Annotated in this window: 20 protein-coding genes; 13 read left to right on the forward strand and 7 right to left on the reverse strand. The window is 69.5% G+C overall.

Annotation, left to right across the window (positions count from 1 at the left end):
- Nucleotides 1–385 precede the first annotated feature (385 nt).
- Both ACGFNP_RS59540 and mgrA read left to right on the forward strand, forming a co-directional pair.
- Complete coding sequence (locus ACGFNP_RS59540; protein WP_358319241.1) at nt 386–2,434, forward strand: S9 family peptidase; 2,049 nt, start codon at nt 386–388, stop codon at nt 2,432–2,434.
- The gene (gene mgrA / locus ACGFNP_RS59545; protein ID WP_393333844.1) at nt 2,431–3,429 is read left to right on the forward strand and encodes an L-glyceraldehyde 3-phosphate reductase; all 999 of its coding nucleotides are present in this window, start codon (nt 2,431–2,433) and stop codon (nt 3,427–3,429) included. The genes ACGFNP_RS59540 and mgrA overlap by 4 nt, the downstream gene beginning before the upstream one ends.
- On the opposite strand, the gene ACGFNP_RS59550 is transcribed toward mgrA, so the two are convergent.
- Nucleotides 3,398–5,833: a lysylphosphatidylglycerol synthase transmembrane domain-containing protein gene (locus tag ACGFNP_RS59550; protein ID WP_358319247.1), complete on the reverse strand. Its 2,436-nt coding sequence runs from the start codon at nt 5,831–5,833 to the stop codon at nt 3,398–3,400. The two genes, mgrA and ACGFNP_RS59550, sit on opposite strands and share 32 nt — an antisense overlap.
- 139 nt (nt 5,834–5,972) lie before the next feature.
- Between ACGFNP_RS59550 and ACGFNP_RS59555 the strand changes: the two genes are divergently transcribed.
- Complete coding sequence (locus ACGFNP_RS59555) at nt 5,973–7,997, forward strand: molybdopterin-dependent oxidoreductase (RefSeq protein WP_393333847.1); 2,025 nt, start codon at nt 5,973–5,975, stop codon at nt 7,995–7,997.
- Here ACGFNP_RS59555 and ACGFNP_RS59560 read toward each other — a convergent pair.
- Nucleotides 7,976–8,434 (reverse strand): GNAT family N-acetyltransferase, encoded by a 459-nt coding sequence (locus ACGFNP_RS59560; protein WP_393333850.1) that lies wholly within the window; start codon nt 8,432–8,434, stop codon nt 7,976–7,978. The genes ACGFNP_RS59555 and ACGFNP_RS59560 overlap by 22 nt on opposite strands.
- Nucleotides 8,435–8,491: 57 nt before the next feature.
- Here ACGFNP_RS59560 and ACGFNP_RS59565 point away from each other — a divergent pair, with 57 nt between their 5' ends.
- Nucleotides 8,492–9,409 (forward strand): zinc-binding dehydrogenase, encoded by a 918-nt coding sequence (locus tag ACGFNP_RS59565; protein ID WP_393333853.1) that lies wholly within the window; start codon nt 8,492–8,494, stop codon nt 9,407–9,409.
- Here the strand turns inward: ACGFNP_RS59565 and ACGFNP_RS59570 are convergent.
- Both ACGFNP_RS59570 and ACGFNP_RS59575 read right to left on the reverse strand, forming a co-directional pair.
- The gene (locus ACGFNP_RS59570) at nt 9,375–9,827 is read right to left on the reverse strand and encodes a hypothetical protein (RefSeq protein ID WP_358319258.1); all 453 of its coding nucleotides are present in this window, start codon (nt 9,825–9,827) and stop codon (nt 9,375–9,377) included. The two genes, ACGFNP_RS59565 and ACGFNP_RS59570, sit on opposite strands and share 35 nt — an antisense overlap.
- Before the next feature lie 72 nt (nt 9,828–9,899).
- Entirely contained in the window at nt 9,900–10,709 is an 810-nt protein-coding gene (locus ACGFNP_RS59575) for a class I SAM-dependent methyltransferase (protein WP_393333856.1), read from the reverse strand.
- Between the two features lie 102 nt (nt 10,710–10,811).
- On the opposite strand from ACGFNP_RS59575, the gene ACGFNP_RS59580 reads away from it, so the two are divergent.
- From ACGFNP_RS59580 to ACGFNP_RS59590, 3 genes are all read left to right on the forward strand, one after another.
- On the forward strand, nt 10,812–12,617 hold the full coding sequence (locus ACGFNP_RS59580) for an acyl-CoA dehydrogenase (RefSeq protein ID WP_358319264.1): 1,806 nt from the start codon (nt 10,812–10,814) through the stop codon (nt 12,615–12,617).
- A gap of 118 nt (nt 12,618–12,735) precedes the next feature.
- The gene (locus tag ACGFNP_RS59585; RefSeq protein WP_393333860.1) at nt 12,736–13,680 is read left to right on the forward strand and encodes an MBL fold metallo-hydrolase; all 945 of its coding nucleotides are present in this window, start codon (nt 12,736–12,738) and stop codon (nt 13,678–13,680) included.
- 67 nt (nt 13,681–13,747) lie between these two features.
- Nucleotides 13,748–13,972: a hypothetical protein gene (locus tag ACGFNP_RS59590; RefSeq protein WP_358319270.1), complete on the forward strand. Its 225-nt coding sequence runs from the start codon at nt 13,748–13,750 to the stop codon at nt 13,970–13,972.
- 22 nt (nt 13,973–13,994) lie between these two features.
- On the opposite strand, the gene ACGFNP_RS59595 is transcribed toward ACGFNP_RS59590, so the two are convergent.
- Nucleotides 13,995–14,918 (reverse strand): NAD-dependent epimerase/dehydratase family protein, encoded by a 924-nt coding sequence (locus ACGFNP_RS59595; RefSeq protein WP_393333865.1) that lies wholly within the window; start codon nt 14,916–14,918, stop codon nt 13,995–13,997.
- A gap of 199 nt (nt 14,919–15,117) precedes the next feature.
- Between ACGFNP_RS59595 and ACGFNP_RS59600 the strand changes: the two genes are divergently transcribed.
- Both ACGFNP_RS59600 and ACGFNP_RS59605 read left to right on the forward strand, forming a co-directional pair.
- Nucleotides 15,118–15,651, forward strand: coding sequence for an RNA polymerase sigma factor (locus tag ACGFNP_RS59600; RefSeq protein WP_358319275.1), 534 nt, complete (start codon nt 15,118–15,120; stop codon nt 15,649–15,651).
- Entirely contained in the window at nt 15,651–16,610 is a 960-nt protein-coding gene (locus ACGFNP_RS59605) for a CU044_5270 family protein (protein ID WP_393333868.1), read from the forward strand. Before ACGFNP_RS59600 ends, ACGFNP_RS59605 begins: the two co-directional genes overlap by 1 nt.
- Here the strand turns inward: ACGFNP_RS59605 and ACGFNP_RS59610 are convergent.
- The gene (locus ACGFNP_RS59610; RefSeq protein WP_358319281.1) at nt 16,600–16,893 is read right to left on the reverse strand and encodes a Dabb family protein; all 294 of its coding nucleotides are present in this window, start codon (nt 16,891–16,893) and stop codon (nt 16,600–16,602) included. The genes ACGFNP_RS59605 and ACGFNP_RS59610 overlap by 11 nt on opposite strands.
- Before the next feature lie 4 nt (nt 16,894–16,897).
- Nucleotides 16,898–20,152, reverse strand: a complete 3,255-nt coding sequence (locus tag ACGFNP_RS59615) for a fibronectin type III domain-containing protein (protein WP_393333872.1) — start codon at nt 20,150–20,152, stop codon at nt 16,898–16,900.
- A gap of 143 nt (nt 20,153–20,295) precedes the next feature.
- On the opposite strand from ACGFNP_RS59615, the gene ACGFNP_RS59620 reads away from it, so the two are divergent.
- From ACGFNP_RS59620 to ACGFNP_RS59635, 4 genes are read left to right on the forward strand one after another with little or no spacing between them, the layout of a single operon-like run.
- A complete protein-coding gene (locus ACGFNP_RS59620; protein WP_393333874.1) occupies nt 20,296–21,027 on the forward strand; it encodes an NUDIX domain-containing protein in 732 nt (243 codons plus the stop codon).
- Entirely contained in the window at nt 21,024–21,878 is an 855-nt protein-coding gene (locus tag ACGFNP_RS59625; protein ID WP_393333877.1) for a molecular chaperone DnaJ, read from the forward strand. Before ACGFNP_RS59620 ends, ACGFNP_RS59625 begins: the two co-directional genes overlap by 4 nt.
- A 10-nt stretch (nt 21,879–21,888) precedes the next feature.
- A complete protein-coding gene (locus ACGFNP_RS59630; protein ID WP_393333880.1) occupies nt 21,889–22,824 on the forward strand; it encodes a hypothetical protein in 936 nt (311 codons plus the stop codon).
- Entirely contained in the window at nt 22,821–23,999 is a 1,179-nt protein-coding gene (locus ACGFNP_RS59635) for an adenylosuccinate synthetase (RefSeq protein WP_393333882.1), read from the forward strand. Before ACGFNP_RS59630 ends, ACGFNP_RS59635 begins: the two co-directional genes overlap by 4 nt.
- The last annotated feature ends 138 nt before the right edge of the window (nt 24,000–24,137 follow it).

Consider the following 24,137-nt stretch of genomic DNA (forward strand, 5'->3'; position numbering starts at 1 on the left):
CGGGGTTGTGCATCATGCACTGGCTTTTAACACACTGTTGAGTTCTCAAGAAACGGACGCGTACTCCCCAACCTGCGAGAGGCGCTCATTTCGTTCTTTCGTTGTGTCTCTATTCTTTCACCAGTCCGTTTTTCTGTCAAACTGACCGGACTTGCTTAGAATGTCGACCGCCTCTTCAATTTACCATCCCGTAGACCGGGTAGCGAATCGAAGCGACTGCCGCCCAGCACAGCGCAACGCACATCAAAGCCACCGAAGTGGAAGAGGTTGGTTGCGCCGCACCCTGGCGGCTTCTAAAGATTAGCAGCGCCTCCGACCACTCGAGACGCCTTCACTCCGATCAACGGCCACAGAACGATCACGGCCAGGAACATAGACTCCCCACGTGAGCAGCAACACACCGCCTGTGGCGAAGAAATCTCCAACTGAGCGCACCCATCACGGCGACACCGTGATCGACGAGTACGCCTGGCTTACCAATAAGGACGATCCCGACACGATCGCCTACCTGGAGGCGGAGAACGCGTTCCTCCAACACCAGACCGCTCACCTCGGCGACCTCCAGGAGCAGGTCTTCCAGGAGATCAAGGGGCGCACCCAGGAGACCGACCTGTCGGTGCCGAGCCGCAAGGGCGCCTGGTGGTACTTCAGTCGCACCGAGGAGGGCAAGCAGTACGCCGTCTCCTGCCGCGTGCCCGCGGACGGCGAGACCCCGCCTGCGGTCACCCCGGGCGTGCGGCTCGACCAGGAGCAGGTCATCCTCGACGGCAACGAGCTGGCGGGCGACAGCCCGTTCTTCTCCGTCGGCACCAGCGCCATGACGCCCGACGGGACACTGCTGGCCTACTCCACCGACTACAAGGGCGACGAGCGCTTCACGCTGAGGTTCAAGAACCTCGAGACGGGAGAGTTGCTCGACGACGAGATCGAGAACGTCTTCTACGGCGGCGCCTGGTCGGCCGACGGGTCGGCGTTCTTCTACACGCGCGTCGACGACGCCTGGCGTCCGTTCCAGGTCTACCGGCACACGCTCGGCACGCGCGACGACGTCCTGGTCTACGAGGAGCCCGACGAGCGCTACTGGGTCGGCATCGGGCTCACCCGCAGCGAGAAGTACCTCGTGCTCGGCGCGGGCAGCAAGATCACCAGCGAGGTGCGCATCCTCGACGCGAACGACCCGACGGGCGAGTTCCAGGTCGTCCGCCCCAGGAAGACGGGTGTCGAGTACGGCATCGAGCACGCCGGTGACTTCTTCTACGTGCTCCACAACGAGGGCGCCGAGAACTTCGAACTGGCCACCGCCCCGCTCGACGACCCCGGCACCTGGACGCCGCTGATCGCCCACAGCGCCGACACCAGGCTCCTGGAGATCGACGCGTTCGCCGGCCACGCCGTCGTCCACTTCCGCCGCGACGGGCTGACCGGCATCCGCGTCCTGCCGCGCGAGGCCGCCGAATACGAGATCGAGTTCCCCGAGCCGCTCTACGAGGTCGGCCCCGCGGGCAACCCGGAGTTCAGCACCGGCCGGCTCAGGCTCGCCTACACCAGCATGATCACCCCGGCCAGCGTCTACGACTACGACCTGGCCACCCACGAGTTGATCCTGCTCAAGCAGCGCCCGGTCCTGGGCGGCTACGACCCGGCCGACTACGAGCAGTTCCGCGAGTGGGCCACCGCCGAGGACGGAACGCGGGTGCCGATCTCCCTCGTCAAGCGGAAGGACACCGCGAAGCCCGCGCCCACCGTCCTGTACGGCTACGGCAGCTACGAGACCTCCATCGACCCCGGCTTCTCGGTCCCCAGGCTGTCCCTGCTCGACCGCGGTTTCATCTTCGCCGTGGCGCACATCAGGGGCGGCGGCGAGATGGGCCGCCGCTGGTACGAGGAGGGCAAGCTCACCCGGAAGAAGAACACCTTCACCGACTTCGTCGCGGCGGCCAGGCACCTGAAGGCGTCGGGCTGGAGCGAGCGGGTCATCGCCAGGGGCGGCTCGGCCGGCGGCCTGCTGATGGGCGCGGTGGCGAACCTGGCGCCGGAGGAGTTCGCGGGCGTGGTGGCCGAGGTGCCGTTCGTCGACGCGCTCAACACGATCCTCGACCCGTCGCTGCCGCTCACTGTGATCGAATGGGACGAGTGGGGCGATCCCCTGCACAACCCCGATGTCTACGCGTATATGAAGAGCTACACACCGTACGAGAACGTCGACGGCCGCCCGTACCCACCGATCCTCGCGATCACCAGCCTGAACGACACCCGGGTCATGTACCACGAGCCCGCGAAGTGGATCGCTAGGCTCCGGGCGACGGCCGGTGGCGGGCCGTTCCTGCTGAAGACGGAGATGGGAGCGGGACACGGCGGCCGGAGCGGGCGCTACGACGCCTGGCGCGAAGAGGCCTTCGCGCTCTCCTGGATCATCGAGAGGGGCACCGCATGACCTACCAGCCGGACGACAACCGTTACGAGCGCCAGCCGTACAACCGCAGCGGGAGGAGCGGCCTCAAGTTGCCGGCCGTCTCGCTCGGCCTGTGGCACAACTTCGGCGACAACCGGCCGATCGACAACTCGCGGGCGATCCTGCGGCGGGCGTTCGACCTGGGCGTCACGCACTTCGACCTGGCCAACAACTACGGCGTTCCGTACGGCTCGGCGGAGCGGAACTTCGGCGGGATCTTCCGCGAGGACTTCGCCGGCTTCCGGGACGAGCTGGTCATCTCCACCAAGGCCGGGTACGACATGTGGCCGGGGCCGTACGGCGAGTGGGGGTCGCGCAAGTACGTGCTCGCCAGCCTCGACCAGTCGCTGGGGCGGATGGGGCTCGACTACGTCGACATCTTCTACAGCCACCGGCCCGATCCCGAGACGCCGCTGGAGGAGACGATGGGCGCGCTGGACCGAGCGGTGCGCTCGGGCAAGGCGCTGTACGCGGGGATCTCCAACTACTCCGCCGAGCAGACCGCGCAGGCCGCGCGGATCATGGCGGAACTGGGCACGCCGCTGCTCATCCACCAGCCGTCCTACTCGATGATCAACCGCTGGATCGAGGACGGGCTGCTCGACGTGCTGGAGGAGGCGGGCATGGGGTGCATCGTGTACTCACCGCTCGCCCAGGGGCTGCTGACCGACCGCTACCTCGACGGCGTGCCCGCCGACTCGCGGGCGGCGACCAGCAGGTTCCTGAGCGCCGACCGGATCGACCTCGATCTAGCGCGCGACCTCAACGAGATCGCCGGGAGCCGCGGCCAGTCGCTGGCGCAGATGGCGCTGTCGTGGGCGATCAGGGATCCGCGGGTGACCAGCGTGCTGATCGGCGCGAGCAGCGTGAAGCAGCTGGAGGACAACGTGGCCTGCGTCGACGGCCCGGCGTTCACTCAGGACGAGCTCGACGCCATCGACAAGGTCACAGGGCCTCGTGCCGCTGGAGGTAGGTGAAGGAGGCCCAGCCCGGCAGCACCGGCAGCCAGAACGTGAGCAGCCGGTGCAGCAGCACGGCCGACGTGGCCAGCTCGGCGGGCAGCCCGGCCACGGTCAGGCCCAGCGTGAGCGCCCCCTCGACCGCGCCCAGGCCACCAGGTGTGGGCGCGGCCGAGCCGATCGCGTTGGCCGTGAGGTAGACGACGGCGACGGTGGTGAAGCCGATCTCGCCGCCGAAGGCCTCGACGCAGGCGTCGAGGCAGACGACGAACGCGATGGTGATCATCAGCGTGCCCACGCAGGCCTCGATCATCTTGCGCGGCGTCTGCAGCACGTCGAGCAGCCGGGGCAGCACGTTGGCGAACAGCGAGTGCATCCGCCCGGTGATGAACCGGCGCAGCGGCGGCACCCCGAACAGCACCACGACCAGCACCGCCACCGCCAGCATCACCACGACCAGCCCACGTGACGGACTGAACGCGGTGGCGGTGTTGGACCCGGTGATGTAGGCGAACAGCAGCAGCAGCGCGATGTGGAAGACCATCATGCTGAGCTGCGAGGCGCCCACGCTGGCCACCGCGAGCGCCGGCGAGATGCCGCGCTTCTGCAGGTAGCGGGTGTTGATCGCGACGCCGCCGACGGCGGCGGGCGTGACGAGTTTGACGAACGAGGCCGCGAACTGGACGAGCACCGTGCGCCAGAGCGGCAGATGCTCGGGTACGAAGCCCCTGAGCATCAGCGCGGCGGCCACGAAGCTGACGAACGAGGCGACCAGCGCCAGCCCCGACCAGGCCCAGTTGGCGGTGGTGATGACCCGCATCAGGTTGACCTGGCTGAGCTGCGACAGCAGGAAGTAGGCGGCCAGCGTGCTGGCGATGATCGTGACCAGGGTGCGCGGCCGGAACCGCTCCAGCCGGATCTCCTCGACCTTGCCCTGCGGCTTGAGCGCGACGATGTGCTCGCGCAGCGCGGCGAGCGCGCCCTTGTCCTTCGACAGCGCCGATCGCGTCTCGCGGGTGAGGGCGATGCGCTGGAGCAGGGGCATCGCGGCGGCCAGCGCGTCGGAACCCATGACGGCGGCGGCGGCCCTGACGGATCGCTCGGCGCCGACGCGGAGCGCCAGGTAGGTGAGCAGCTGCGCGACGTCGAGCCGGAGCAGCAGGTCGCCGGCGGCGATCTCACCGCTGCGGGCGTCGGTGAGCACGACCCGGCCGGCCTGGTCGAGGTGGATGCTGTCGCCGGTCAGCCGACGGTGGGCGAGCCGCTGGATCTGCAGCAGCGCGACCTGTTCCCAGATCTGCGCGAGCAGGGCGTCGTCGATGTCGGCGTCGGGCACGTCGTCGAGCGGGCGCGTCTCAAGGTGCTCGTAGGCGAGCAGCGCGGCCTCGGTGCCGATCTCGCTGGTGCCGAGCAGGCGCGGCGTGCTCGCGCCCGCCGCCTGCGCGGCGTAGGCCATGAGCGCCTCGCGCTCCAGCTCGGCGCGGAGCGACCTGATCGCCCTGCGCCTGGTCTCGGAGTTGAGCCGGATCCGCCGCCAGAGCCGGTACGGCAGGCCGGCGACCTGCCGGTCGCGGTCGAGCACGGTGACGTCGAGGCGGCTTGCGTCCTTGAGCCCGATGGCGTAGCGGCGGCTGCCCTGGTGGTCGTCCTCGATGCGACGGGCCGAGACCGGGGAGAAGGAGAGCTTGCGGAGCGCGGCGATGACCGCGTTGCCGGGCGGCCGGGTGTTGGGGCTGCCCACGCCGTACAAGGTGCCATAGCCCACGGCCATGCCGACCAGGACGGGCACGATCGCGCCCGGCAGCGTGATCTGCCGGCCGGAGAAGAGGGCGAAGATGTCGAGCGCGATCACCGTCCACATGAGCATGCGCCAGGTGGGGCGGCGCGAGATGCGCACGGCGGTGGCGTAGGCGACCACAGAGGTGAGCAGCGTGTTGAGCGGCTCGATGGACCGCCCGCCGGTCAGCAGCATGCGCAGGTCCTCGACGCTGCCGCCGATCAGCCACTGGCCGAGCAGGAACGAGCCGACCATGCCGATGATCGCGGCGATCAGACCCTCGGCGACGCGCAGGCCGTCGCGATGGAAGACGCGCTCGACGGCGAAGGCCACCGGCACGATGAGCACGGCCGCGCCGCCGAGGAACGTCGCGACGCGGCTGAGCAGATCGGGGACGAGGGTGGTGCCCTCTTTGACGTCCGCTTCGAGGCCGTTGAGCGTCTGCTTGGCGACCAGGGCGATGAGGACGACCGCGGCGAGCACGACCAGCGTGGACAGGAAGCGCAGCAGGTCCGAGGGCCGGCGCAGGCGCTGCGGCAGCAGCGGCTCGACTACGTAGACGTCCGGGTGAGCGCGCGCTTCGTCCACGGCTGGATCCCCCTCCGCGAGGTCCTCCGCGTCATCACGTTCCCTGATTTCGGCCACCGACAGAGATTCTGCACCTTCCCGACCGACCGTACGATCTTTGGGTCCTGCCAATCCTTCACCTTTGATTTCTACCGCGAGTCGGAGCCTGCCGTGGCGTCCCATAACGCCCGGTGGAGTGACACGTAAGCTGTGTCGCATGTCGGGTGAATTGAGGGTTTTGGGAGCATGTCCACTGGACTGCCCGGATACCTGCTCTTGGATCGTCACCGTCGAGGACGGCAAGGCCGTGAAGATGCGCGGCAACCCGGAGCAGCCCTACACCAGGGGCGCGCTGTGCGTGAAGGTCAACCGGTATCTGGAGCACACCCAGGCGGACGACCGCATCCTGTATCCGCTGCGCCGTACCGGACCCAAGGGTTCGGGGCAGTTCGAGCGCATCACCTGGGACGAGGCGTTCGACGAGATCGGGTCCAGGCTGCGGAGCATCGTCGACGAGCACGGCGGCGAGGCGATCTGGCCGTACGTGGGCACGGGCTCGCTCGGCTACATCCAGGGCGCCGAGGGCGTCGCCGGGCGCCGGTTCTGGAACATGCTCGGCGCGTCCAAGCACTGGCTGAACATCTGCGCCACGGCCAGCGGCGCCGGGCTGACCCTGACCAACGGCACGCCCGCAGGCATGGACCCCGAGGACCTCGCGCTGTCCAAGCTCATCCTGCTGTGGGGCACGAACACGCTGACCAGCGGGCATCACCTGTGGAAGTTCATCCAGGACGCCCGCGCCGCCGGTGCCCACGTGGTGGCCATCGACCCGATCCGCACCAGGACCGCCGACCAGGCGGACCAGCACCTGGCGATCAGGCCGGGCACCGACGCCGTGCTCGCGCTCGGGCTGCTGAACGTGGTGCTCGCCGAGGGCGCCCAGGACGAGGAATTCCTCGCCGAGCACACCCAGGGCTGGGAGTCCTTCCGCGCGGAGATCCTGGAGTATCCCGTCGAGCGGGCCGCGGAGATCACCGGCATCCCCGCCGCCGACATCCGCGAGCTCGGGATGCGGGTCGCGCACACCCGGCCGACCGCGATCCGGGCCACGATGGGCGTCCAGCGGCACGCGGGCGGCGGCACCGCGCTGCGGACGATCGGCGCGATCCCCGGTGTCACGGGCGACTGGCGCCATCCGGGCGGTGGCCTGGCCTACTCCACCAGCGGCCACGTGCACCTCGACATCGACACCCGCGACGACCTGCTGGCCAAGCCCGTCCGTACGCTGACCATGACCCGGCTGGCCTCCGAGCTCGACTCGGTGAAGTGCCTCTGGGTCTACGCCGCCAACCCGGTCGGCTCGACCTCCGACACCAACAGGATCCGGCGGCAACTGGCCCGCGAGGACCTGTTCACCGTGGTCATGGAGCACTTCCCCACCGACACGGTCGACTACGCCGACATCGTGCTCCCCGCGACCATGCAGACCGAGCACATGGACCTGCACGCGGGATACGGCCATCTCTACCTCCTCTGGAACGAGCCCGCCGTGGCGCCGCCCGGCGAGTGCCTGTCCACCGCCGAGACGTTCCGCCGCCTGGCCGCGCACATGGGCATGACGGAGCAGTCGCTGTACGACTCCGACCTGGAGCTGGCCGAGCAGCTGCTGAGCAGCGGCCATCCGTCGCTGGAGGGCGTCACGCTGGACCGGCTGCGCAAGGAGGGCTGGGTGCGGATGAACTACCCCCGGCCGTTCACCCCGTTCGCCGACGGCTTCCCCACCGCCTCGGGGCGGCTCCGCTTCCCGCCGCACGGCAAGGCGTACGTGCCACCCCATTCCCTGCGTACGGCCGGCGCCTCACCGTACCCGCTGACCCTGGTGACACCGGCGGCGCACACCTTCCTCAACACGATCTTCGGCAACAACCCGGAGCTCAGGCGCCGGGCCAAGGACCCCGTGGTGCTGGTCAACCCGGCCGACGCCGAGGCGCGCGGGCTGGTGAGCGGGCAGCGGGTGCGGGTGCACAACGAGGGCGGCGAGTTCCTGGCCGACGTCGAGGTGAGCGACCGGGTGGCGCGTGGCGTGGTGGCCTCGCCCAAGGGGAGCTGGCCCAAGCACAACCCCGGCGGCGCGAACCCCAACACGGTCGTGGCGGAACGCGACGCCGACATGGGCCGGGGCCCCTCGTACCACGACAACCTGGTGGAGGTCAGCCCTTGTCAGCTCAGCGACAGTTTGTAGCCCTCGTGTGAGGCCTTGAAGCCGAGCGAGTCGTAGAACCGGTGCGCGTCGACGCGCGTCTTGTCCGAGGTGAGCTGGACGATCGCGCAGCCCCGGGCGCGCGCCCGGTCGATCGCCCACCGCATCATCTCCCGGCCCAGACCCTGGCCCCGGGTCGTGGCGTCGACCCTGACGGCCTCGATCTGGCAGCGCTCGGCGCCGAGCCGCGACAGCCCGGCCAGGTAGGTGAGCTGCATCGTCCCCAGGATCTTGCCCTCACGCTCGGCGACGATCAGCTCGTCGTAGGGGTTGGCGTCGATCCGGGCGAATGCCGCCAGGTACCGCTCATCGGCCGGGTCTCCCTCGCGCTTGGCGCCGAGCGGGTCGTCGGCCAGCATCGCCACGACGGCGGGCACGTCGTCGGCGCGAGCAGGGCGGATTGTCCAGTTTTCGTCCATGCCCGCATCATGCCGGAGCGCTTGCCAGAATGATGTTCTATCGGAGAGGCTGTCCGGATGAAGGCAGTCGTCTGCACCGCGTACGGCAAGCCGGTCGAGCTCGTCGAGCGGCCCGATCCCGTCGCGGGTCCCGGCCAGGTGGTGGTCGAGGTCGAGGCGGCCGGGGTCAACTACGTCGACGGGCTGATGGTCGGTGGCACCTACCAGATCAGGCCGCCGCTGCCGTTCACGCCGGGGTACGAGGTGGCCGGGCGGCTGGCCGACGGCACCAGGGTGCTCGCCATCACCGGGATCGGCGGTTACGCGACGCACGTGGTCGTCCCGGAGGCGCAGGCCGTACCTCTGCCGGAGGGCTTCGAGCCGCGGACGGCGGCCGCGTTCGCGCAGAGCTACTGCACGGCCAGGTACGCGCTCAAGGAGCGGGCCGGGCTGCGGCGCGGCGAGCGGGTGCTGGTGCTCGGCGCGGGCGGTGGAGTGGGGCTGGCGGCCATCCAGGTGGCCAGGGCGCTGGGGGCCGCCGTGCTGGCGGCCGCGTCGACGCCGGAGAAGCGCGAGCGCGCGGCGCGGGCCGGGGCGGACGAGGTCATCGGCTACGAGGGGCTGAAGGCCGCCGCCAGGCGCTGGGGCGTGGACGTGGTGGTGGATCCCGTAGGGGGCGAACTGTCCGAGGAGGCGCTGCGCTCGCTGCGCGAAGGCGGGCGGCTCCTGGTCGTCGGCTTCGCCGGGGGCGGCATTCCGCGGCTACCGGCCAACCAGGTGCTGCTGCGCAACCGGGCGGTGGTGGGGGTGGATTGGGGCGCGTGGTCGATGAGCCACGCGGCCGCCAACCGGCTGATGCTCCAGGAGCTGCTCACGATGCCCGGGATCGACCCGGCGCCACCGGAGGCAAGGCCCCTGGAGGAGGCCGGGCGGGCGATGGACGATCTGATCAACCGCCGGGTCACTGGGAAGATCGTGCTCGTCCCTGCATCGTGAGCGTCAGGACGCCGGCGATCAGATATACCAGGGCGCCGTGCCAGACCGACTCGAAGGCCGAACCGAACACACCCTCCCCGTCGAGCACCAGCTGCACCGGATAGTCCAGGACCGCCGTGATCGCGGCGGGCAGCAGCGCGAACCGCCACGGGTGCTTCAGCGCCCACAGGCGCGCCTGGCGGGTCACCCGGTCGCCCTCGTTCGGCTTGGACACCGCGCCGATGGCGGCGACCAGCGCGAAGACGCTGATCCCCAGGCCGAGCGCCCACACCAGGTCGGCGGAGCCGGGCAGGATCACGCCCAGCCCGAAACTGGCGGCGGCCGTCGCGCCACCGCCGATGGCGGCGGCCCTCCAGGGGGCGCCGCGCAGCGCGGCGCCGGACAACGAGACCTCATCGCGTCGACTGATTTCGTTCATGTCCTCAGAGTGCCTTTTGAGACCCCCCGATGGCATCGGGGACCTACCCTGAGCCATCCCTGACATGCTGGATCAGCGCGTGGGTCGATCCCACCAGATCGTGACCCAGCGTTCGCGCGGGAGCGGCCACATGCCGAGTTCGAGGGCCGTCGCGCCGACCTCCGCCGAGCGCGACGGGTCGAGGCAGACGCGCTGGCAGACGCTCTCCGCCAGCTCCTCCAGGGAGTTGTACCGGTTCAGCGGCGCCTCGCGCTCCTCCACCCGTACGCGGTAGCCGAGCGCTGCCGCCAGTGCCACGCAGTCCTCGGCGACGGGCCTGACCGGGCGGCCCACGTTGTGGAAGTGCTGCCACAGCGGCTCCATCCAGCTCATGGGATGGCGGTGCGGGAGTTCGAGCACGACGCGGCGCCGGGCGTGGTCGTTCAGCGCGCGGAGGAAGTCGGCCAGGTCCGGCACGTTGTAGATGACGTGCGCGGCGATCACCACGTCGGCGACCGGCACCTGGTCGGCCACGTCGGGCCAGCGGCCTTGGACCGCGGTGAGCGGGACGCCGAGCTTGTCCGCCCTGAGGCTGAGCTCGTCGAGCATCCCGGCCGAAGTGTCGACCGCGTACAGCGTGGAGAGGCGATCGTGCATGGGCAGCGACGCGGCGCCGGCGCCCGCGCCGACGTCGAGCAGCGTGGCGCGCTCGCCCAGCGCCTCGATGAGGTGCGTCGCGGTGGGGCCGTCGTCGGGCTCCGCGAGCGCTCTGTCGGTGCGCGTGGCGAAGCGCGCCGGGGAATGACCCCACGGGTCGACCGGTGCCTTGGCCATGATCTCGGCGGGGATGGCCCAGGAGTCCAGTCGCTCTCGCCACCGGGCGGCGAGTTCTTCGGCGTCCATGGAGATGAGCATGCCACGCATATTCATGGTTACTCGCGGGTAGCATTTCGAGTAAGGTTACTCGCCAGTACATAACGCCCCCGGTTCAAGGAGATCGACACCATGGGCCACTACAAGAGCAACGTGCGTGACCTGGAGTTCAACCTCTTCGAGGTGTTCGGGCGAGGCGAGATCCTCGGCACAGGGCCGTATGCGGACATCGACGAGGAGATCGCCCGCGGCCTTCTGGACGGGGTCAACAAACTGGCCACCGGCGTCATGGCCGAGTCGTTCGAGGAGGGCGACCGCCACCCGCCGGTCTTCGACGCCGCCACGAACTCGGTCACCATGCCGGAGGGCGTCAAGAAGTCGTTCAGAGCGCTGGTCGACGGCGGCTGGGCGCATCTCGACCTGCCGAGTGAGCTGGGTGGCCCCGGCATCCCGCGGAGCCTGGCCTGGGCCACGGCCGAGATGATCCTCGGCGCGAACCCCGGCCTCTACATGTACGCGGCCGGCCCCAATTTCGCCTACACCCTGTGGGAGGTCGGCACCGACGAGCAGAAGCGCTTCGCCGAGCTGGCCATCGAGCGCAACTGGGGCGCCACCATGGTGCTGACCGAGCCCGACGCGGGCTCGGACGTCGGCGCGGGCCGCGCCAAGGCGATCCGCCAGCCCGACGGCACGTGGCACATCGAGGGCGTCAAGCGCTTCATCACCAGCGCCGAGCACGACATGGCCGAGAACATCTTCCACCTGGTGCTGGCCCGCCCCGAGGGGCACGGACCCGGCACCAAGGGCCTGTCGATGTTCCTGGTGCCGAAGTTCCACGTGGATCTGGAGACGGGTGAGCTGGGCGAGCGCAACGGCGTCTACGTCACCAACGTCGAGAAGAAGATGGGCCTGAAGGTCTCCACGACCTGCGAGCTCACCTTCGGCGACAAGCACCCGGCCATCGGCTGGCTGGTCGGTGAGGTGCACGAGGGCATCAGGCAGATGTTCATGGTGATCGAGCACGCCCGCATGATGGTCGGCACCAAGGCCATCGCCACGCTCTCCACCGGCTACCTGAACGCCCTGGAGTATGCCAAGAGCCGCGCCCAGGGTGCCGATCTGACCAGGATGGCCGACAAGTCCGCTCCCCGGGTGCCGATCACCCACCACCCGGACGTACGCCGCGAGCTGATGCTGCAGAAGTCGTACGTCGAGGGCATGCGCGCGCTGGTGCTCTACACGGCCACGTTCCAGGACACCATCCAGGTCAACCCCGACGACCGGCACGCGCGCGACATGAACGACCTGCTGCTGCCCCTGGTCAAGGGGGTCGGCTCGGAGCGCTCGTACGAGCTGCTGGCCCGGTCCCTGCAGACGCTGGGCGGCTCCGGCTACCTGCAGGACTACCCGATCGAGCAGTACATCCGGGACGCCAAGATCGACTCCCTGTACGAGGGCACCACCGCGATCCAGGGCCTGGACCTGTTCTTCCGCAAGATCCTGCGCAACCAGGGCGCCGCCATCAACTCGCTGCTGGCCGAGATCAACGCCTTCGCCTCCTCCGACGCCGGGAACGGCCGCCTCAAGGAGGAGCGCAAGCTGCTCGCCGAGGCCGCCGCCGACATCAAGGCCATGGGCGACACGATGGCCGGCTGGGCGCTGGGCGCGCTCGAGACGCCGCAGGAGGTCTACAAGGTCGGGCTCAACACGACCAGGCTGCTCCTGGGCCTGGGCGACCTGGTGATCGGCTGGCTGCTGCTGCGCCAGGCCGAGATCGCGCTGGCCCGGCTCGCCGACGGCGAGGACCCCTTCTACCAGGGCAAGGTCGCCGCCGCCTCGTTCTTCGCGGCGACCGTACTGCCCCGCCTAGCCGCCGAGCGCCGGGTGCTCACCGCCACCGGCCAGGACCTGATGGACCTCCCGGAGGCCGCCTTCTAGACCTGCCTCTGGATCCGCCGCCGGATCCGCCTCCCGCCGAACGCCCGCTCCGCTGTGGAGCGGGCGTTCTGCTGGAAAACGCTCTCTCCGAACGGCTCGCACGCGGTACGTTCGCGACATGAGTGCCTCTCACCACGACGACCAGCCTCTGCCGCCACCCCGTTTGGAAGAGGTCTCGTCAGGCATCTACGCCTACATTCAGCCTGACGGGAGCTGGTGGATCAACAACACGGGCTTCCTGGCCGGGCGGCGCGGGGTGATCTCCATCGACGCCTGCTCGACCGAGCGGCGCACGCGGACGTACCGGCGGGCCATCGCCGAGGTCAGCGCCCGCCCGATCACCACGCTGATCAACACTCATCACCACGGCGACCACACGTTCGGCAACTACCTCTTCCCCGAGGCCACCATCGTCGCCCATGAGCGGACCCGCGAGCTGATCCTGGCCGAGGGCATCCCGGAGTATCGGACGTTCGCCTGGTCACCGGACGTGGAGTGGGGCCATCTGGAGGCGGTGGCGCCGTTCCTCACCTACAGCGACCGGATCACGGTCTACTCCGACGAGCTGCGGTGCGAGGTGCGGCATGTCGGATTCGCCGCGCACACCACCAACGACTCCTATGTCTGGATCCCGGAGCGGCGGCTGCTGTTCTCGGGCGACCTGGCCTTCAACGGCGGCACGCCGTTCGTGCTGATGGGCTCGGTGACGGGCGGGATCGAGGCGCTCGACCAGCTCAAGGAGCTGGGCGCGGAGACGGTCGTGCCAGGGCACGGTGACGTGTGCGGGCCCGAGGTCTTCGACCGGGTGCGGGGCTACCTGGAGTTCGTGCTGGCGACCGCCGAGCGCGGCCGGGCGGCGGGACTGACCCCGCTGGAGGCGGCCCGCGAGACCGACCTGGGCGAGTGGGGCGAGCTGCTCGACGCCGAGCGCATCGTCGGCAACCTGCACCGCGCCTACGCCGAGCTGGACGGACTGCCTCGGGGCGGCCAGATCGACCTTGTCGCCGCCATCACCGACATGATCACGTTTAATGGCGGAAAGCCACTCTCCTGTCTCGCCTGAGCGTGTGATCACGCATACTCGGGTATGACCGAGGGCGTACGTGCTCTTTGCCTTTGTGGAGGTCGTCATGGGTGTCGGGGTCAGCATCTTCTTCCTCACGCTCGGCGCCATCCTGCGATTCGCCATCGAGCCGGACGTGTTCGGCCAGAGTGTGCACATGGACACGATCGGCGTCATCTTCATGATCGTCGGCGGGGTGGGCGTGGTCCTGAGCATCGTGCTGGCCCCGAGGCGGGGCCGTACCTCCGACAACCAGCTGATGCACCGCGAGAACAACCCGCCGGAAGTCTGATTCGACGCCGCCACCTGCGACGTCAGGTGGTGGGTGCGGCGGCGATGGTGGCCTTGAGGGCGGCATCGAGCGGAGTCGCGGTCATGCCGAAGGTGTTCTCGAACGCCGAGGAGTCGACGACGAAGGGTCGGTCGAACTGGTAGCGCGTCTCTTTCAGCTCACGGATGACGGGGTTGATCAGCTCGAGTGCGAACAGGATCGGCGCCGGGGGGCGGTTGAGGCGCGGTGCGGGCGCTCCGGCGAGTTCGCACAGCCGCCCGGCCAGTGCGCGGGCCGATAGCGCCGGGTTGCTGGGGGTGTGCCAGGCACGGCCCCAGGCGCGCTCGTCGGTGGCGGCGATGGCCATCGCGGCGGCCACGTCGGGCAGGTAGGTCCACGAGTGGGGCTGGTCGGGGTCGCCGAGGAAGGAAGTGCTCTTGCCGGCGAGCAGCGAAGGCACGAAGCGGGTGCCGACGGGGGTCTGGTCGCTGGCGCCCGGGCCGAAGTAGTCGGAACTGCGGATCTCGGTGACGCGGGCACGGCCGGCCTGATGCGCGGCCAGCGCGTCGGTCCACATCTTGGCGCGGACACGGCCCTTGACGCCGGGGGCGGCGAGGGGGAGATCCTCGACCATCGGCGTGGTCACGGGTCCGTAGGCGTAGAGGTTGCCGGCGGTGACGAGCACCGCGCCGGTGGCTTCGGCGGCGGCCAGCAACGCGGAAGCCAGCGGCGGCCAGTCCTGTGCCCAGCGGGGGTAGGCGGGACCCGCGCAGTTGTGGAGGGCGTCAGCGCCCTTGACGATCCGGGCGAGCCGGTCGCGGTCGGTGAGATCGGCCGCGACGGACTCGACGCCGGCTGGGCCCTTGCCTGACCTGGTGACCACGACGACCTGGTGCCCCTGTGCGAGCAGGTGCCCGGCAAGGTGCTTGCCGACTTGTCCCGCTCCTGCGATGACGTGCTTGCCCATGATGTCTCCTCCGTTTGAAGCGCCGCTCTCTTACGAGATCAATGCTCTCTCAAGGTGGCGGTCAAGTCAAGAGCAGTGCTCTCATTTCAGGTCGCCGATCTCATCTAATGTCGACCATCCTGCGGGCAATCTGATGGAAGGGTCTCCCGGGAGCGGGTAATCACAGGTGTCCCTGTTCCCCGGCAAGGGAGACCCTTGCATGATCACGTCTCTTGACGGAGCGGTGGCCGATCCCGAGCGGTTCGCCACGGTCTTCGACGCGCACTACGAGGAGATCCGCCGTTACATCGGCCGCCGCCTCGACCTCGACATCGCCGAGGACCTCGCCGCCGAGACCTTCCTCGTCGCGTTCCGCCGTCGCGACAGCTTCGACGCCGCCAAGGGCGGCGTCAGGCCATGGCTGTACGGCATCGCCACCAACCTCATCGGCAAGCACCGGCGGGCCGAGATGCGGCGCTACCGGGCACTGGCCAGGTCCGGGCCACCAGGCGACGACGGCGGCCACGACCAGCGAGTCGTGGACCGGGTCGCCGCCGGGGTGACCGTCCAGAAGCTCTCGGCCGCGCTGGCCGGGCTGTCGCGCGGTGAGCGCGACGTGCTGCTGCTCGTCGCGTACGGCGGGCTGATCTACGACGAGGTGGCCGCGGCGCTCGGTATCGCCAACGGCACCGTCGCCTCCCGGCTGAGCCGAGCCAGGACCAAACTACGTGACGCGCTGGGAGTTGAGGTCTGATGAAGGAGTTCCAGCTCATCGACGACGTGATGCCGGACGTGCCGCCGGCCGACCACGCGCGGGTGATGGCGGTCCGCGCCCGGATGCTGAACGATGCCCCGCGCCGACGTCTGCCCGGCTGGTCCCGGGTGGCGCTCGCGGCGGCGTCCGTCGCCCTGGTGCTGATCGGCGGGTTCGTGGTGGTGCCAGGATTGGGCGGGGGCCCGGACACCGCCGCGACTCAGGAGGACCCGGCCCAGGCGCTCGCCACGGCGGCGGACCGGCTGGCCGCCCAGCCGCCCGGTGAGGGCGCCTGGTGGCGGCGCGAGATGGTGCGGATCACGAGGAAGGCCACCCCCCACTACACCGTCGAGTATCGCAATCCTGAGGTGATGTGGATCAGCCGAGACGGTGTGCAGCGGATCAAGAAGCTTGATCTCACCGCCGCACCGGTGACGCGCGCCGACGAGCAGGCATGGAAGGACGCGGGATCGCCACCGCTCTGCGACTCCAAGAGCGGCTGCCAGGTCGGCAAGACCTTCTACGGGCCGGTGGAGCTGTCGGAGTTCAAGCCCGTGACAGGGTTGCCCACCGACGCGGAGGCGCTCGAAACCGAGTTGCTCAAGCGCTACTCCGACCCCCGGGACAACCGGGAAACCTGGCTCTGGACCGTCGCCTGTCAGCTGCTGGAGGACGCCGAGACCACGCCGGGCACGCGTGCCGCGCTCTACCGGATGCTCACGGAGCTGCCCGGCGTGCGGGTGGCCGACGGGGTCACGGACCTCGACGGACGTACCGGACTCGGGCTGTTGTTCAACAGCCCGGAGGTACTCCAGCAGATCATCATCGACCGGGAGAGCGGCGACCTGCTGGCCATTCAGCGCACACCGACGAGGTCCGACGGCTCGCCGGTCGGCGAGCTGGTCGACAGCAACGTGATCAAGAAGCTCGGGTGGACCGACGAAGCTCCTAAAGACTGAGCTGCAGAGCCGCCCGGCTCGCGATGATCGGCTTGATGTGTTCCGCGATCACCTTCTGGTGCTGAGGGTGATCGCGGTACACCAGGTAGTCGTCGACGTTGTCGAAGTCGGCGACCACCCCGAACTCGTGGTTGCCCTGGTTGATGCCCGCGTCGGCGTCCGCCGTGTAGGACCGGATCTCCGGGATGATCCCCGGCAGTTTGCGCAACTCTGTCGCGACCGTGGCCTTCTGCTCCTCGGTGGCGTCTTCGGTCCAGGTGAACAGCACGACGTGGCGAATCATGAGGTCAGCCTATCGAGATCCGGTCGACGTTCGGCCCGCCGTTGGCCGTGGTGGCGGTGGCTCTGATCTTGTTCGCTCCTTGGGTGAGGTTGATGGTGAGGGTGGAGGTCTGCCAGGTGTCCCAGTCGCCGGTGCCGTTGAAGTCGCGGTTGACCGCCGTGCCGCCGTTGATCGCGATGGCCATCGGCCGGTTCACCGTGGTGCCGTTGGCGTAGCGCAGCTCCAGAGTGACCGGTCCCGCCACGGGGGCGTTGACCGTCCACTCGACGTAGCTGCCGGTCACGTTGTCGTAGTTGACGAACCCGGTGCCGGTGTAGCCGTCGTGGTTCGACTCCGCCGCGCCCTGCGAGATCGTCGCGTCCTCGGCCTGGTAGACGACCGGGCCGCTGCCGGTGGTCTCGGTCACCGCGTTCGAGGCGTCCGAGGTGTTGCCGGCCGCGTCGCGGGCCTTGACCGTGAACGTGTACGACGTGGCGGCCGTCAGGCCCGAGACCGTGGCCGTCGTGCCGGTGACCGTGGTGGCCAGGGTCGTGCCGTTGTAGACGTCATAGCCGCTCACCCCGGTGTTGTCGGAGGAGGCGTCCCAGGCCAGCGTGACGCTGGAGGACGTCTTGGCGGTGCTGCGCAGGTTCGCCGGCGCGGTCGGCTTCTCGGTGTCCGGCGGGCCGGTCGGGACGGTGAGCGTCGCGGTGTTCCAGCCGGACACCCGGACGCTCGCCGCGCCGCTCAGGTCGGCGGCCCGGTAGGTGGCGGTCAGGGTCTTCGACTCGCCCGGCCAGAGGCTGATCGCGTTGTCCGACCACTGGATCGGCAGCACCGGTTTGCCGGACGCGTCCACGACGTGCGCGTCGAGCATGAACGCGGGGATCTTGCCCGTGCCAGTGTTGCTGATCGTCACCGCGACGGTCCCGGGGGACGGCGACGTGGCGGTGGCGGTGATCGGGGCCTGGGCCAGGCTGTTGAGCCCGGTCAGGTTAGCGTAGCTGGTGGTCGGCACGTAGTACCAGTCGTTGTTGTCCCAGTCGATGACGTCGCTCGCCGTGGACAGCGCGTACACGTTGCGGTCGATCTCCTCCCCGCCCCGCAGCAGGCTCAGCCGGACGAGGTAGGTCGTGGACAGGCCGCTGATCGACGGGACGGTGACCGCGGTGGCCTTGCCGCCGTCGGCGGGGACGGTGACCGTGGCCGTGTTGGTGTACTTCGAGGTGCCGTCCATGTTGAACACGTCGGTCTTGACCGTCAGGCCCGAGGCCGCCGAGGGGCCCGAGTTGACCACGACGACGGACTTGTTGTCGTAGGAGTACTGGACGTGCAGCGGCCTGTTCGCCTCACGGGCACCCCAGTAGGAGCCGCCCTGGTCGAGGTAGTAGTCGAACAACTGCCAGTGCAGCGACGACCAGCCGCTGTTGAGCATCCAGTAGATGACGCCGGTCGAGGGGTTGCTGGAGTCGGTGAAGTTGCGGCCGTACGCCTCGAACTGCGCGCGGACCGCCTCGTACTGGGCGAGCTGCGCCTTCTTCACGTAGTCCGTCAGGCTGGACGGCACGCCGTACCGGCCTCTGAGGGCGTTGTGATAGATCGTCAGGTTGTTGAACGTGCTCGACGGGGAGCGGTGATACTGCGTCGCGCTCGGGCTCTGCCAGAGCGAGTTGATCTGCGCGGTGGTCATCATCCGCTTGAGCGAGTCGAGGGTCGGGACGTCCGGGCCCGCGCTGGTCTCGGAGTTGAAGCCGAACGCGCCGCCTTCGCGCTTGTTGTACCAGTAGTTCGGCGGCACCCACTCGTACGGGCCCGGCATCTTCAGGCCGGAGTTGCCCAGTTGCGGGCTGGACTTGTCCGAGGCCACGGAGACGATCGGCAGCGGCCACTCGGCGGCCGTCAGGGCGTCGAGGTAGTTGGTCTCCTTCTGGGCCGTCGGCGGGTTGTCGGAGCCGATCAGGAACGAGATCACGCTGGGGTGGTTACGCAGCCTGGTGGCCTCCGCCTGCATCGACGCCTTGGCGATGGGGTAGTCGGCCGTGGCGAACGAGCCCTCCCACTTGTTGCAGCACTCCCAGCCGGGCATGGTCAGGATGCCGTACTTGTCGGCCAGGTCGTAGAGCTCGTCGGTGTCCAGGTGGCCTTCGACCCGGATGGTGTTCAGGCCGAGGTCCTTGACGTACCGGATCTTGTCCTCCAGGTAGCGCAGGTCCTTGCGCAGGAAGATGTCCGGTGACCAGCCGCCGCCCCTGATCAGGATCGACCGGCCGTTGATCTTGTAGAAGCGGCGGCCGCTGGCGTTCTTGGCCGACTCGACCTTGCGGACGCCGAAGCGCTGGGTCAGCGTGTCGCTCACCGCTCCGCCGACGGTCGCCGTGAGGTTGAGGTCGTACTGCGGCTGGGCGCCCATCTGGTAGGGCCACCAGACCTGCGGGTTCGTCAGCGTCTGGCTGAACGTGATGCGCTTCGTCTCGTTCGCCGCGAGCGAGACGTTCTGGGAGAACGTGAGCGAGCCGATCGTCCCGCTGACCGTGGTGGTCACCGCGCTGCCGGTGCCGTTGCGTACGTCGGCCTTGATCGTGAGGTCGGCGCGGTCGAGGGCGGGCACGGCCAGGTTGGTGATCACGTGCGCGTCGCGTAAGGAGACGTCGGCGCTGCGCCTGATCAGCACGTCACGGAAGATGCCCGTGTTGTCGTCGCGCGGGACCTGCACCCAGTCGATCCAGCCGATCGTCAGGTGGTTGTTCGGGTTGTTGGCGTTGACGCGGAAGGCCACCGAGTTGACGCCCGGGTGGACCAGCGCGGTGACGTCGCGCTCGTGCCGGGTGTAGGCACCGGCGACCTGGGCGGCGGTGGCCACCTGGGTGCCGTTGACCCACACGTCGGCGCTCGACATCACGCCGCTGAAGTCGAGGAACGTGCGTAACCCGGTCTCGGAGCCGAGGGTGAAGTCCGAGCGGTACCACCAGGGGACGTCGAAGTCGGCGGTCGGGATCGACTGCATGTTCGTGGAGAAGAACGGGTCGGAGTAGACGTTGTTCTCCAGCAGCCCGGCCAGGACGGTCGAGCGTGGGCCGACCGGATACCAGCCGGAGGCCGCGTAGCCGGGAGTGGAGATCGCGGTGCCGGAGTCCGACACCTTGGCGGATGACTGGATCTTGTAGCCGGAGAGGGCTGTGGAGGAAGCGGTCGCCGCCGGTGCGGCCAGGGCGACACCCCCTGCGCTGACCAGCAAAGTGCAGGTCCAGAGCAGGATGAGGATGAGCCGGGAGCGGGCCATGGGTCCTCGCAAGCTCGATGGAGTTTGTTAATAAACCTTCTTAACAACTAAACGCGATCTCGTAAATGCCCAAATTTGTGGACATGTTGAGGACGGCTGGTTATTCTCAGAGAGAGATTGACTCACTGTGAGAAGGACGTGCGATGGAAGAGTTCCTGGCCGGCTACGACCCGCGGCGATACCCGCCGGTCGCGGTGACGGTCGACGTGGTGGCGCTGACCATCCGCGACCGGCGGCTGCACGTCCTGATCGTGGAGCGCGGCGTCGAGCCGTACGAGGGCGCCTGGGCACTGCCCGGCGGCTTCATCCGGCCCGACGAGGACCTGGCCGAGGCGGCGGTACGCGAGCTGGCCGAGGAGACCGGGCTGGACGCCGCGCCCGCGCACATCGAGCAACTGGCCAGCTACGGCGGCCCCGGCCGAGACCCGCGGATGCGCGTGGTGTCGATCTCGTACCTGGCCTTCGCCCCCGACCTGCCCGACCCCCGGGCGGGCACCGACGCGGCGGCGGCCGTGTGGCATCCGGTCGACGACGTGCCGCGGCTGGCCTTCGACCATCAGCGCATCCTGGCCGACGGCGTGGAGCGGGCCCGGTCGAAGCTGGAGTACACCCCGCTGGCCACGGCCTTCGCCGGCGACACGTTCACGGTCTCCGAGCTGCGGCTGATCTACGAGAGCGTGTGGGGCACGCCGCTGCACGCGGGCAACTTCCACCGCAAGGTGCTGTCGGTGCCCGGGTTCGTGGAGGGCACCGGCGAGACCACGCAGACCGGCGGGCCCAAGGGCGGGCCGCGGGCCAAGCTGTACCGCGCGGGCGACGCCCGGCTGCTGCATCCCGCCCTGCTGCGGCCCTCACGGGAGGAGGAGATCCGGTGAATGCCGAGGAGGCCGCGTCGATCGTCACAGGGGCGCGTTCGGCCGGCGACCTCTTCGCGGGCGACTCCCCCGCGCGGGTCTACCGGCGCCTGGCCCGGTTACTCCACCCGGACGTGTCTCCCGGGACCGCGGGGGCGTTCGCCCGGCTGGCCGAGCTGTGGTCCGACCACAACCGCGGTCAGCGGGTGGGGCCTTATCGGATCGGGCCGATCCTGCATCGGGGCGGCACCGCCGTCCTGTACCCGGCCGACGACGACGCGCTGCTCAAGCTGCCGCGTGACCCGGCCGACAACCACCTGCTGGTGCGGGAGGCCGCCGCACTCACTCAGATCGCCTCGGACGCGGACCCGCGCTTCCTGCCGTACATCCCCCGCCTTGTCTCGAAATTTCGGCATAAAGCTGGGCGCACCGTACGGCAGGCGAACGTCCTCAGCCGGGCACCCAGCGGCTTCGTCACCCTGACCCGGCTCGGCACCGGCCTCGACCCCCGGGACGTGGCCTGGATCTGGCGGCGGCTGCTGGTGGCCACCGGCCTGGCGCACCGGGCCGGAGTCACGCACGGCGCCGTGCTCCCCCGCCACGTACTCGTCCACCCCATCGACCACGGACTCGTCCTCGTCGACTGGTGCCGGTCGTATCTCACCGACGCCTCGAAGGACGCCTCGGGCGACGTCCTGGGCGTCACCCGATGCGTCGCCGGCCTGCTCGGCGACCACCCCCGGGCGATGCGCGCCTTCGTCGGCGGCTGCCTGCGGCGCCCGCCCTCCGACGCGTGGGCACTGCTCGCCGAGCTCGACGAGCTCCTCGAAGACCTTTACGGGCCGCGTACCTACCGGCCCCTTCACCTCTAGGGAGAAGATCATGGGCAGCGGAATCTGGTCCACCGACGTCTACAGCTCGGCCGCCCGCTACCGGGCCGCCACCGGCGCCAGCGCCTTCGCCTACAGCGACAGCGGCGCCTCCACCACCCACCCCGACCTCGACCCCTTCGGCGTCACGCGGGAGAGCCGCGACTCCGACGAGCACCCGGACTCGCTGGCCGTCGCCGTGCTCTTCGACGTCACCGGATCGATGGGCAACGTCCCACGCACGCTGCAGGCCAAGCTGCCCGACCTGCTCGGGCTGCTGCTGCGCAAGGGGTACGCCACGGATCCGCAGATCATGTTCGGCGCGATCGGCGACGCCACCTGCGACCGGGCACCGCTCCAGGTCGGGCAGTTCGAGTCCGACAACCGCATGGACGAACAGCTCGGCCAGATCCTGCTGGAGGGCGGGGGCGGCGGCCAGATGACCGAGTCGTACGAGCTGGCCATGTACTTCATGGCCCGGCACACCTCGATCGACTGCTACGAGAAGCGCGGCAAGCGGGGATACCTGTTCATGATCGGCGACGAGCTGCCCTATCCGCGGGTCAGCGGGAAGGCCGTCCACAAGCTGATCGGCGACCCGCGCCAGCGCGACATCGACGTCGCGACGATGGTCGCCGAGCTGACCCAGAAGTACGACGTCTACTACATCCTGCCCGCCGGGGCCAGCTACGCCGGGAACGCGAAGGTGCTGAGCACCTGGCGCGGCCTGCTCGGCCAGAACGTGCTGGAGCTCGACGACCTGGACGCGGTCTGCGAGACGATCGCGCTCACGGTCGGGCTCGGCGAGGACGCCATCGGCCTCGACGAGGGCCTCGACGACCTGGCCGGGCTCGGCTCACGCGCCGGCGCCTCGGTGTCGAAGGCACTGGCCAAACTCGACCGCGGCACGCTCGTGGTGTCGGAGCCGCTCGACGGGCTGGACGCGTGAGCGAACACGTCATCGTCGCCGACCTCGGGTACGGCGACGCGGGCAAGGGCACCGTCGTGGACTGGCTGTGCGCCACCCGGCCGGTCCACGCGGTGATCCGCTTCAACGGCGGCGCGCAGGCGGCGCACAACGTGGTGCTGCCGGATGGCCGGCACCACACGTTCGCGCAGTTCGGCTCGGGGACGTTGCGGGGTGTGCCGACGCATCTGTCGAGGTTCGTGGTGGTCGATCCGCTGGCGCTCTCCGCCGAAGCCGCCCATTTGGCACGGCTCGGCGTGCCGGATCCGTTCGGGTTGCTCACGGTCCATCGGGATTGCCTGCTGGCCACGCCGTACCACATCGAGGCGGGCCGTCAGCGGGAGCTGGCCCGGGGGGCGGAGCGGCACGGGTCGTGCGGGATGGGCGTCGGCGAGACGATGGCGTACGCGCTGGCGAACGGCTCGCTCGCCCCGCGCGCGGGCGACTCTCCCGCGACGCTGACCCGCAAGCTCGGCGTGCTGCGGGAGGCGCTGGGTGTGGACGGGCCGCCGGTGGCGGACTGCGTGGCGGCCTACCGGGGGTTCGCGTCGCGGGTCCGGCTGGTGGATTCCACTGATGGCCTGCTCAGGCGGGGGCCGGTGGTGTTCGAGGGGGCGCAGGGGGTGTTGCTGGACGAGAACCACGGGTTCGACCCGTACACGACCTGGAGCACCACGACGTTCGCGAACGCGTTGGAGCTGCTGGGCGGGGCCGGGGCCGTCCGGCTCGGCGTGCTGCGGACCTACACGCCCCGGCACGGGCCGGGGCCGCTGGTCACCGAGGACCCCACGCTGGAGCTGCCGGAGCGGCACAACGGCACCGGGCCGTGGCAGGGGCCGTTCCGGGTGGGGCACTTCGACGCCGTGGCGCATCGGTACGCGGTGGCGGTGGCGGGGGGTGTCGACGGGCTGGCGCTCACGCACCTGGACGCGCCGGTGTCTCGGCTGTGTCACGCGTACGAGGGCTGTGAGACAGACCTCTGGCATGGCGACCGGGCCACACTCACCGCGCGCCTGCTGCGGGCCAAGCCGGTGTACGGCGACGCCGTCACCGACTGGCCCGCGGCGGTGGCGGACGCTCTGGGCGCGCCCGTCTGGGTCGGGTCATACGGGCCGACCTCGGCCGACAAGCGCGTCCTCGCGCCCACCCTCGCCTAGACGGCAAGTGGTCGGCGGCTTCCCCGCAGAACACCCTGGCGAGGTGGGCAGCCGTGCGCGCGAACGACTACCCACCTGGTCCGGCCCAGCCTCACTCTTGAAGGACGTCATGTCCGAGTGGGCCGATAAATCACACCG

The organism is Nonomuraea sp. NPDC049269, assembly GCF_043197155.1.
Lineage (GTDB): Bacteria > Actinomycetota > Actinomycetes > Streptosporangiales > Streptosporangiaceae > Nonomuraea.

Excerpts from the sequence above, each read along its gene's own strand:
- ACGFNP_RS59580 (WP_358319264.1), top strand. The coding sequence starts at position 10,812 with ATGGGCCACTACAAGAGCAACGTGCGTGACCTGGAGTTCAACCTCTTC.
- ACGFNP_RS59585 (WP_393333860.1), top strand. The coding sequence starts at position 12,736 with ATGAGTGCCTCTCACCACGACGACCAGCCTCTGCCGCCACCCCGTTTG.
- mgrA (WP_393333844.1), top strand. The coding sequence starts at position 2,431 with ATGACCTACCAGCCGGACGACAACCGTTACGAGCGCCAGCCGTACAAC.
- ACGFNP_RS59595 (WP_393333865.1), bottom strand. The coding sequence starts at position 14,918 with ATGGGCAAGCACGTCATCGCAGGAGCGGGACAAGTCGGCAAGCACCTT.
- ACGFNP_RS59565 (WP_393333853.1), top strand. The coding sequence starts at position 8,492 with ATGAAGGCAGTCGTCTGCACCGCGTACGGCAAGCCGGTCGAGCTCGTC.
- ACGFNP_RS59610 (WP_358319281.1), bottom strand. The coding sequence starts at position 16,893 with ATGATTCGCCACGTCGTGCTGTTCACCTGGACCGAAGACGCCACCGAG.
- ACGFNP_RS59630 (WP_393333880.1), top strand. The coding sequence starts at position 21,889 with ATGGGCAGCGGAATCTGGTCCACCGACGTCTACAGCTCGGCCGCCCGC.
- ACGFNP_RS59590 (WP_358319270.1), top strand. The coding sequence starts at position 13,748 with ATGGGTGTCGGGGTCAGCATCTTCTTCCTCACGCTCGGCGCCATCCTG.
- ACGFNP_RS59560 (WP_393333850.1), bottom strand. The coding sequence starts at position 8,434 with ATGGACGAAAACTGGACAATCCGCCCTGCTCGCGCCGACGACGTGCCC.
- ACGFNP_RS59620 (WP_393333874.1), top strand. The coding sequence starts at position 20,296 with ATGGAAGAGTTCCTGGCCGGCTACGACCCGCGGCGATACCCGCCGGTC.
- ACGFNP_RS59555 (WP_393333847.1), top strand. The coding sequence starts at position 5,973 with ATGTCGGGTGAATTGAGGGTTTTGGGAGCATGTCCACTGGACTGCCCG.
- ACGFNP_RS59615 (WP_393333872.1), bottom strand. The coding sequence starts at position 20,152 with ATGGCCCGCTCCCGGCTCATCCTCATCCTGCTCTGGACCTGCACTTTG.
- ACGFNP_RS59570 (WP_358319258.1), bottom strand. The coding sequence starts at position 9,827 with ATGAACGAAATCAGTCGACGCGATGAGGTCTCGTTGTCCGGCGCCGCG.
- ACGFNP_RS59605 (WP_393333868.1), top strand. The coding sequence starts at position 15,651 with ATGAAGGAGTTCCAGCTCATCGACGACGTGATGCCGGACGTGCCGCCG.
- ACGFNP_RS59600 (WP_358319275.1), top strand. The coding sequence starts at position 15,118 with ATGATCACGTCTCTTGACGGAGCGGTGGCCGATCCCGAGCGGTTCGCC.
- ACGFNP_RS59575 (WP_393333856.1), bottom strand. The coding sequence starts at position 10,709 with ATGGACGCCGAAGAACTCGCCGCCCGGTGGCGAGAGCGACTGGACTCC.